6 protein-coding genes are annotated in these 9,597 nt (G+C 67.5%); 2 read left to right on the top strand and 4 right to left on the bottom strand.

Translation table 11 applies throughout. The annotated features are described in order from the left end of the window. Positions 1-149: 149 nt before the first annotated feature. The 4 genes from NQ204_RS17495 to NQ204_RS17480 are packed head-to-tail and all read right to left on the bottom strand — an operon-like array spanning position 150 to position 6,905. On the bottom strand, positions 150-863 hold the full coding sequence (locus NQ204_RS17495) for a M15 family metallopeptidase (RefSeq protein WP_256644522.1): 714 nt from the start codon (positions 861-863) through the stop codon (positions 150-152). Continuing rightward, positions 796-2,319 carry a serine hydrolase domain-containing protein gene (locus NQ204_RS17490; RefSeq protein ID WP_256644523.1) on the bottom strand — a complete coding sequence of 508 codons (1,524 nt, stop codon included), beginning with the start codon at positions 2,317-2,319 and terminating at the stop codon, positions 796-798. The genes NQ204_RS17495 and NQ204_RS17490 overlap by 68 nt, the downstream gene beginning before the upstream one ends. 44 nt (positions 2,320-2,363) lie before the next feature. Further along, positions 2,364-5,387, bottom strand: a complete 3,024-nt coding sequence (locus NQ204_RS17485; protein WP_256644521.1) for a TonB-dependent receptor — start codon at positions 5,385-5,387, stop codon at positions 2,364-2,366. A 51-nt stretch (positions 5,388-5,438) separates the two neighbouring features. Beyond that, a complete protein-coding gene (locus NQ204_RS17480; protein WP_256644520.1) occupies positions 5,439-6,905 on the bottom strand; it encodes a transglutaminase-like domain-containing protein in 1,467 nt (488 codons plus the stop codon). A gap of 130 nt (positions 6,906-7,035) precedes the next feature. Here NQ204_RS17480 and NQ204_RS17475 point away from each other — a divergent pair, with 130 nt between their 5' ends. Both NQ204_RS17475 and NQ204_RS17470 read left to right on the top strand, forming a co-directional pair. After that, positions 7,036-8,475 carry a C40 family peptidase gene (locus tag NQ204_RS17475; RefSeq protein ID WP_116864904.1) on the top strand — a complete coding sequence of 480 codons (1,440 nt, stop codon included), beginning with the start codon at positions 7,036-7,038 and terminating at the stop codon, positions 8,473-8,475. After that, positions 8,472-9,566, top strand: a complete 1,095-nt coding sequence (locus NQ204_RS17470) for a dipeptide epimerase (protein WP_256644519.1) — start codon at positions 8,472-8,474, stop codon at positions 9,564-9,566. Before NQ204_RS17475 ends, NQ204_RS17470 begins: the two co-directional genes overlap by 4 nt. Positions 9,567-9,597: the final 31 nt, after the last annotated feature.

Below are 9,597 nucleotides of genomic sequence, written 5' to 3'. Positions count from 1 at the left end.
AGCAAGCCGCGACCAAGCCTACATGGACGTATTTACGGCGTCCCCCTCAACCGGACCCACCCCGCCAACCCACGGAATGCATGCATTTGACGTTGACGTTGACGTGGCTTGAAGCAGGTGCAGGGCTGCAAGCCCTGCAAGAAAAACCCTCACCTCACGGGAAAATCGTAGGCCGTCCCTGCATCCGGCTCCGGCTGCAGCGTGTAGTGCCACCACTCCTGCGGGTAGTTGGCAAACCCGCGCCGCGCCATCGCCCGCAGCAACCGCTGCCGGTTCTCACGCTGCACCGCCGTCAGCCCCGCCGCATCGGTATGCGCACGCACGCCGAAGGAATCAAAATCCGTGCCCATGTCCATCACCACGCACGTCCCCGCCCGGCAATCCAGCAGCCCCAGGTCCACCGTCGCGCCCCGGCTGTGGCCCGAGCGCTCGGCGATGTAGCCGTCGGCCAGCAGCCGCGGCTTGTCCAGGTCCGGGTACTGCAGCGCCTTGCGCGACTGCTCGTGCGGATCCCGCACCCAGGCCATGAACGCCTGCACCGACCGCACCGGGCGATAGCAGTCGTAGATGCGCAGCGCGTAGCCGTCGGCACGCAGGTCGCCTTCCACTGCAGCCAGTGCCTTCGCCACCGGGGCCAGCAGGTAGCACGACGAGGACTCGTAGCCCGGCACGCGGGCGCCGGTGAAGTTGTTGGCGCTGGCGTAACGGATGTCCAGCTCGATGCGCGGGGCCAGCGTGCGGATCTCCAGCAGACCGGCGCTGGCCGCATCGGTGGCCGGCGAGATGCGCGGTGCCTCAGCGGCGTGCGTGCTGCCCGCCAGGGCAATCGCCAATACGAGTGAAATGCAGGTCCTGGAAGTCATAGCTGAAGTCGATGTCCGGATCGAGGGCGCGCAGCTGCAGCGTGGGCGGTGCACCGTCGTCGGCCTGCAGCCATGCCTGCGCGGATGCCTCCAGCGTATCCCAGTGCAGCAGCCAGCGACCCTGCAGCTGCATCACCTGCGCCTGCAGCTTCGGCGATTTGTCCACGCTGAATCGTAGGCCGTCCTTGCCGGGGCACAGCGAGGCCGGGCCCAGCCATGGATCGCGATAACGGCCCTGCCACTGCGGCAGGGCATCGCGCGCCACCGGCAGCGCGCCCGCCGTGGACGGACGCCCGCCTCCGCTGGCGGCACGCTCGGCCTGGTCGGCACGCAGCTCTGCCAGGTACTCCATCGCCGGAGGCGCTGCGCCTGCAGCGGTGAAGCGCTTCAGCGCCGACTGCATCAGCACCGTGCGTGCGTCCTCGCCCTCGCCGTTCATCAGCATCACCACGCCCACCCTGCGGTCCGGCAGCAGGGCAAGCGAGGAATACATGCCGGACAAGGTGCCGGTGTGCGCCACCTTCCACTGCCCGTCCATGTCCGAAACACGCCAGCCATAGCCGTAACCCATGAAGTGCGCGTCATCCCAGCGGCGCTGGCGCTCGCCCAGCGGCATCGGCATGTGCAGCGTCCACAGCGTGCGCCGCTGGTCGCTGCCCAGCCAACCGGGCGCCAACGCGGGGTCCAGCAGTACCTGCATCCACCGGGTCATGTCGCGCAGCGAACAGCGGATGCCGCCCGCAGCCATCGAGGTCAGATCGGGGCTGGTCGCACCATCGGCGTTGACCACCACGCTGTGGCCTTCGCGCCAGGCATGCGGCTGGGCCACGTTGCCCACGCGCTTCACCGACCACGCACCCACCTGGCAGCGGTCCATGCCGAGCGGTGCGAACACCTGCTCGCGCATCAGCTGGTCGTAAGGCTTGCCACCGGCAGCGGCGGCTACTTCACCGGCCACGACGTACATCAGGTTGTCGTAGGCATAACCGCTGCGGAAGCTGCTGACCGGTTTCAGGTGGGCCAGGCCGGCGATGATGTCCGCGCGGGTATAGGCGTTGGGCTCCGGCCACAGCATCAGGTCGCCTGCGCCCAGGCCGAGGCCACTGTTGTGGATGAGCAGGTCCCGCACCTGCATGTGCTCGCCCACCCACGGGTCGTGCATGGTGAAGCCGGGCAGGTGCCCGCGCACCGGGTCATCCCAGCGCAGCCTGCCCTGCTCCACCAGGCGCGCCAGCAGCGCGGCGGTCATCGCCTTGCTGTTGGACGCGATCTTGAACAGCGTGTCCTCGTCGATGCGGCCGCCATCCCCGCGCGCCCCTTCGGCGTGCTGGTAGACCACCCTTCCCTGCTCGACCACGGCCATGGCCAGCCCGGGCAGATGCGCGTGCTCGACCACGGCCGCGACATCGGCATCGATGGCGGCGACGTCCGTCGATTCCGCCGCCACCGCGGGCATGGCGGCCAGCGCCAGGAACCCCGACGCTACCCGCGCGGCATGCCTCAGAAGTTCCACGTCACCACCAGCTGCGTGTAGCGCGGTGCCTGCCAGCGCGTGCCCGTGGCGAAGGTCGCTTCACGGTACTGGCCCGGCTGTGCTTCGTAGCGCTGGTGCACGTTGATGGTCTTCTGGTTGTTGGTCAGGTTGTACACCGACAGCCGCGCGCTCAGGTCGATGCCCTCCACCGGCAGGCGCCAGGTTACGTTGGCGCCCATCGTCCAGGTCCACGGCAGGCGACCGAACGCGCCGCGTGGGCTGTACTCGAACTGGCGCTGGTCATACGGCCCGGAGCAGTTGGCCACGCACAGCCAGCCGGTGCCACCGCCACTGCCTTCGCTGGAGGTGCTGCCACCGGCGATGGTGTCGTTCGGCCACATCACGCCATAGGCGGTGATCGGGCCGCCGGACTGCACCTGCAGGGTGGTGCCGAACGACCACTGCTGGTTCAGCGCATAGGCCGCACGCAGCTTGATCTGGTGGCGGAAGTCGTTGAACAGCACGCCGTAGCGTTCATTGGTGGCCGGATGATCCCAGTACTGCACCATGCCGGTGTCGCCGTAATTTGTATCGGAGTTCACCGGGCCTTCGAAGTTGCCATCGCTGCGCGACCACAGGTAGGAGGCGTTGAACAGCCACTTCTCGTCCCAGGCGCGGTCGATCTGGAATTCCAGGCCCTTGTAGGTGCGCTTGGGCCTGGAATAGCCGATGACCTCGCCGCTGCCGCCCTTGCGGTAGCCGCTGTTGGCGGTGTCGATGGTGATCCAGCCTTCGGTGGCGCAGCCGATGCTCTGGTCGCCCCACAGGGTCAGGCTCTCGCCGGGGTTGCCGATCGGCCACAGCGTGCTCGGCGTCGGGCCGCACGGGGTGTAGTTGATGCGGATGTCATCCAGCGCGCGGGTCATGCGCCGATAGGTCGCGTTGACGCCCCACGACCAGGCGGCGTTGATCATGTTCTGGAAGCCGAGGATGTACTCGTCCTGGTAGACCGCCTTCAGGTCGCGGTCCACGCTCTGGCGCAGGTCGGCACCACCGGTGTTCATGCGGGTATCGGTCGGCCCGATCTGCGCGCCGATGATCGGCGCCATGTAGGCCGAACCGGTCGGCGAAGCCTTCTGCTCCCAGCCTTCCAGCACGTAGTAGCTGTATTCGTCGGTGAGGCCGCCGGCGAAGTTGACGTTGATGTTGTTGGTGACCGGCAGGTAGTAGCGGCCGGCGTTGCCGAACAGCTTGGTGCTGCCATCGCCGCGCATGTCCCACGAGAAGCCGACGCGCGGCGCGAACAGGTCGTCCATCTTGATGAACGCCTTGCCCTCGGCCGTGCGGTTTTCGAAGCGGTCCCAGCGGATGCCGAGGTTGAGCATCAGGTTCGGGGTGATGTTCCAGATGTCTTCCAGGTAGAAGGCATTGGCCTCGGTTTCGAACGTGCCGCCGGACTGGCGGTTGCGTGCGCGCAGCATCTCGGTGACGCCGGCCGGCACGTAGGCGTTGGCGCCGTCCCACACTTCATCGCCGGGCCGCGCCAGGTAGGCGGTGTAGCTCAGCGCCGTCGGCCCCGGGTAACGGGTCGACTGGTCGGTGGTCATCAGCTCGCGGTCCAGGCCGAAGCGCAGCAGGTGGTCGCCCAGCTGCCACTCGAAATCCAGGCGGGCGACATCGCGGGTGTCATCGCGCTCGGCCACGGCGGTGCCGGTGGGATGGCAGCCGGCACGCAGCCCCTGCAGCTTGCCCAGTCGCGGGCCGTAGGTGCTGTCGGTGAACACCGGGCTGCAGGCCTGGTCCAGCGAGGAGTTGGTGAAGGCGCGCTGGTTGTTCTGGCCAACCATGGCGCGGGCGGTGAAGTTCTGTCCGAAGTGGCCGGTGTAGGTGGCCGACCAGTTGCGGCCGCCGGTCTCGGTGATCGAATCGCCGCCCCAGTCGCCGATGCGGTCGTCATCCCAGTCGTAGCCATACGACGCGTTGGTGACATCGCCCTCGTCGGAGAACGCCAGCAGCGCCAGGCTGTGGTTGTCGTTGATGTTCCAGTCCAGCTTGGTGCCCCAGAAGCCGTTGCCGGAATTGTTCTTGAACCAGGTGCTGCCATCGGACGAGGTGTTGTGGCCGCGGTCGTCGCGGTCCTCGTACATGGCGAACAGGAACAGCGTGTCCTTGATGATCGGGCCCGAACCCCAGACGTTGGTCTTGAAGAACGAGTTGTTGTCACGGCTGCCGTAGGAGTGCGCGGTGCCGTCGCGGTGGAAGTGGTCACGCCCGCTGGCACGCCACGCGCTGGGCTCGGCGGTCACTTCCACGCCGCCCTCGAACTCGTTGCTGCCCGAGCGGGTGACCGCATTGATGACACCGCCGGTGGAGCGGCCGAACTCGACCGAGTAGCCGCCGGTCTTGACCTGGAACTCGTTGAAGAAGGCGAACGGTGCGGTGCTGAAGCCGCGCCGGGTGTACATGTCGGTGACGTTGAGGCCGTTGATGAACACTGCGTTCTCGGCCACCGACGAACCGGCGAAGGACAGGCCGCCGAATGACGAATTACCTCCGACCACGCCCGGTGCCATCAGCGCGACGGCGGACAGATCCTGCGCCACCGGCAACCGCGAGATTTCCTGGCGGTTGATGTTGAACGAGGTCTCGGTGGAGTAGACGTCCACGCGGTTGATCACGCGCGTGCCGGTCACCTGCAGCGCATCCAGGTTGGTGACGCCGCCGGCGCTGGCCAGGTTGACCGTGGTGGTGCCACCCACGGCCACGCTGACAGCCACCTGGTCACCCAGCTTCTGTCCCTCGCGGCTGAGCTGCAGCTGGTAGTCGCCTACCGGCAGCTGGCCGAGACGGTAGCTGCCATCGGCACCGACAGTGACGGTGCGGGTCAGGCCGGTGCTGCTGCTGACCACGGTGACCTGGTCACCGGCGGTTGCGCGGCCGGCGACGGCGCCGCTCACGGTCTGGGCCATCACGGTGCCCGGCAGCATGATGCCCAGACACGCCCCAAGGGCGACGCACAACGCCGCCCGCTTGATGCTGTAAGCCTTCATCCCCTGCTCTCTCCTGCAAGAATTGAATGGTGTGGTGGTGGAGGTATCGCGCTAGCGTTGCCCGGCCGGCAGTACCCGCCACTGGAAGTCGTCGTCCCATTGGTCGAAGTACAGGTTGCCGCCCGCCCACTCGGCCTCGCCGCGCTGCGAGTCGACCGTTTCCGAGCGGTAATGCTGTTTGGCTGGCACGAACGGCTGGCCGAAATCATCGTTGAAGGCGATGCGGTAGCCATCGAGACCACCGAGATAGAAGTCGCGCAGTGCGGGCGTATCGCTGGCCAGCGCACCGGTGGTCACGTCCATCGGCAGCCAGCCATAGGGCGCCAGGTAGACCGCACCCCAGTCGTGCAGGTTGCTGTAGCCGCTGCCATCATCGGAGAACACCCTGCCCGACTGCCAACGCGCGGGTATGCCGTTCATGCGCAGCAGGGAAATCAACAACAGGGTCTGCTGCCCGCAGTCGGCATGCCCGGCATGCAGGGCGTAATCGCTGATGTTGCTGAGGGTGGAATACTCGCGGGCGCCCGCCCAGGGAATGCGATCGACTGCGGCGTACAGCCGGCGCACCACTTCATACGGGCGCGTTTCGCCTTGCAGCACCTGGTCGGAAAACAGCTTCAGTGCCGGGGTGAAGCGCACATGCGGCAGCTGCTCGGCGAGGAACGGCTGCAGCGCCGGGTCGGACGGCGTGGCTTGCACGCGTGCCGGATCCACCGCCGTATGCCGCGCGAAGATCGTGGCCTCGTAGCGGATCTCGAACCGGGTCGGCTGCCCGGCCACCGCCTTCGCTTCCAGATAGGCGGTGCGCTGCAGGGTGCTGTCCGGGGCCACGCGCGCCTTGCCCGGCGTGCTGCCCAGCCACTGCACCTGCTCCTGCTGCCCGGGAATCCCGCGCGGGTAGGGAATCCACACGCGGATGGTTTCCCCGGCGGGCACGGCGTCGGCCTTCACCGTCAGCGACTGGGTGAACGCAATGCGCTGTGGCAGTACCGACGTCCCGCCGCTCTGGCCAGCGGCTGCGAGCACGCGTGCGTGATGCGCATTGAGCACTTCATTCGGGCCCGGCGCCGGGAGCGGTGCATCGGCACGGCGGCGCGCGCGTGCCTCATCGCTGAGCCGGAACAGGTTGGACGGTGCGCGTTTGAAGTACCAGCGGGTACCGTCGATATCGAGGTGTTCGATCAGGCCGAGCTGATCCCAGCGCGCGAATTCGGCATCGGTCAGGTCGGCAATCCAGCGGCGCACGGCGGTTTTCGCGGTGGCCTCGTCCAGGCTGAAATCCATGCGGATGCGGCGCATGCGCTCGCGCTGGTAGGCCGCCGTGGCGGGTAGATCGCCGCGCGCCAGGAGATCTTCAGCGTCCGCGAAGTGGCCACTGTCGACCAGATCGATCAATCGCGTCTCGCCTGCACCCTGCCCCCGCACGTCCTGCGCCGCCGCCGCCGACGCCCACAGCAGAAGCACGGCACACAGGCCGGCAGCAGCAGGCAGACGCAGTTTGCGAACGACGGGATCCACGGCGACACTTCCCCAGCGCGGGTGGTAACGGCTGTGTAACACGCGCCGGGTAACGGGTCAATAATTTATTCTTGCTTTCGCAGCCGAAAGGAATAAGTATTCCCTGAGGCATTGAGGAGGGTGTGAGCGCATGATCCTGGCTTCCCGCGAACAGCGCCGGCACTGGCCGCGCCGGTTGACCCTGGCCCTGTGCCTGCTGGCGGCGCCGGCCTTCGCACAGGCCGCATCGCAGCCCGATCCCGGCGCGCCGCTGCCCTATGTGATCGGCCTGCACGAGGCCTACCTGACCCCGCAGTACTGGGCCGCGCGGCTGGACAACGCCGATGCGCCGATCCTCGACCGCGCGCAGATCGACGCGCAGAACGCGCGCATGCGCAGCCAGGATGCGCACATCCAGGACATCGCCGCCCTGCCCGCGCAGCTGACCGCCGCGCAGGTGCGCACCCGCATCACCGCGTTGTCGAGCTGGCCGACACGCCCCCTCTACGACGACCAGGGCCAGCCCATCGCCGCCGCGATGCGCGCGTCGATCGAGGCCAACCTCGGCCTGCAGGCGATCGCCGCACAGGCGGCGCCGCAGTACGGTCTGGTGGTGAAGCGCGCGGCACTGCGCACCTTCCCGACCCGCCAGCGCGTCTTCAGCAGCACCGGCGATACCGATATCGACCGCTTCCAGGAATCGGCGCTGTTCCCCGGTGACAAGGTCGCCGTGGTCCATCGCAGCGCCGACGGCCGCTGGCTGTTCGTGCACAGCGAACGCTACAGCGCGTGGATCGAAGCCGAGTCGGTGGCCACGGGTGACAGGGCCAGCGTGCTCGGTTACGGCGCGCAGGGCCCGTATCGCATCGTCACCGGCGCGGTGGCGCACACCGCGTTCACCCCGGAAGAGCCGCGCGTGTCGCGCCTGCAGCTGGACATGGGCGTGCGCCTGCCGGTGCTGGCCGACTGGCCCGCGGCCACACCGGTCAACGGCCAGCAGGCGCATGCCGCGTGGGTAGTGCAGCTGCCGGTGCGCGAGGCCGATGGCCAGCTGAAGCTGGTGCCGGCGCTGCTGCCGCGCTCGCAGGACACCGCCGGCGAGTACCTGGCGCTGACCCCGCGCCTGCTGCTGCAGCAGGCCTTCAAGTTCCTCGGCGAACGCTACGGCTGGGGCCATGACTACGACACCCGCGACTGCAGCGGGTTTGTTTCCGAAATCTACCGCAGCTTCGGCGTGCTGCTGCCGCGCAATACCAGCGCGCAGGCGGTCAGCCCGGCGCTTGACCGCCTGCCGTTCACCGAGAAGACTGGCAAGGCCGCGCGCGACCGCGCCGTGACCGACCTGCAGGTGGGCGATCTGGTCTACATCCCCGGCCACGTGATGATGGCCATCGGCCACGTCGACGGCCGCACCTGGGTCATCCACGATACGGCGGGCGGCAGCTGGCACGGTGCCGACGGCACGCGCGTGCAGGCTCACCTCAATGGTGTCTCGGTCACCCCGCTGGAGCCGATGATGGCCAGCGACACCGTCCGCTACATCGACCGCATCACCAACATCCAGCGCCTGCGGGCCAAGACTGCCGAATGAAGATCACCGCCATCGAACTGGGCATGCTGCGCGTGCCGCTGAAGACCCCCTTCAAGACCGCCCTGCGCACGGTGGAAACCGTGGAAGACGTGGTGGTGCTGATCCGTACCGACACCGGCAATACCGGTTACGGCGAAGCACCGGCCACCGCGGTCATCACCGGCGATACCCACGGCTCGATCATCGAAGCGATCCGCCATTTCATTGCCCCGCGCCTGGTCGGCCAGGACGTGGTCAACCTCAACCACTTGTGCACGCTGGTGCAGACCGCCATGGAGCGCAACACCAGCGCCAAGGCGGCGGTGGAAATCGCCCTGTACGACCTGTGGGCGCAGCTGCACGGCGCACCGCTGTACCAGATGCTGGGCGGTGGCGATCCAGTCATCACCACCGACATCACCATCAGCGTGGACTACATCGACAAGATGGTGGCCGATTCGCTGTCGGCCATCGAGCGCGGTTTCGAGTCGCTGAAGATCAAGGTAGGCAAGGACATCGGCCTGGACATCGAGCGGGTCAAGGCGATCCATGCCGCCGTGCAGGGCCGCGCCCTGCTGCGCCTGGATGCCAACCAGGGCTGGACCGCCAAGCAGGCCGTGCACGCCATGCGCACGCTGGAGGACGCCGGCGTGGTGCTGGAGCTGCTGGAACAGCCGGTGAAGGCCGCCGACATCACCGGCCTGAAGTACGTCACTGACCGCGTCAACACACCGGTGATGGCCGACGAAAGCGTGTTCAGCCCGAGCCAGGTGATGGACCTGATCCAGCAGCGCGCGGCCGACATCATCAACATCAAACTGATGAAGACCGGCGGCCTGTCCAACGCGATCCGCATCGCCGACATCGCGGGCATCTACGGCGTACCGTGCATGATCGGCTGCATGATCGAATCGAGCATCAGCGTGGCCGCCGCCGTGCACCTGGCCGTGGCCAAGAGCGATGTGATCACCAAGGTCGACCTGGACGGTCCCTCGCTGGGCCAGTTCGATCCGGTCAGCGGCGGCGTGCATTTCAACGAATCGGAGATCAGCATCAGCAACGTACCGGGGCTGGGCATCACCGAAGTGCGCGGCCTGGAGATGCTGGGTTGACCCGCGCAGTCGAGCATGGCTCGACTCTACA

Source organism: Stenotrophomonas testudinis (assembly GCF_024499815.1).
Classification (GTDB): domain Bacteria; phylum Pseudomonadota; class Gammaproteobacteria; order Xanthomonadales; family Xanthomonadaceae; genus Stenotrophomonas.
This window is presented reverse-complemented; position numbering and strand designations above follow the sequence as displayed.

Coding starts and splice junctions, on each gene's coding strand:
- NQ204_RS17485 (WP_256644521.1), bottom strand. CDS start 5,387: ATGAAGGCTTACAGCATCAAGCGGGCGGCGTTGTGCGTCGCCCTTGGG.
- NQ204_RS17470 (WP_256644519.1), top strand. CDS start 8,472: ATGAAGATCACCGCCATCGAACTGGGCATGCTGCGCGTGCCGCTGAAG.
- NQ204_RS17495 (WP_256644522.1), bottom strand. CDS start 863: ATGACTTCCAGGACCTGCATTTCACTCGTATTGGCGATTGCCCTGGCG.
- NQ204_RS17490 (WP_256644523.1), bottom strand. CDS start 2,319: ATGCCCGCGGTGGCGGCGGAATCGACGGACGTCGCCGCCATCGATGCC.
- NQ204_RS17475 (WP_116864904.1), top strand. CDS start 7,036: ATGATCCTGGCTTCCCGCGAACAGCGCCGGCACTGGCCGCGCCGGTTG.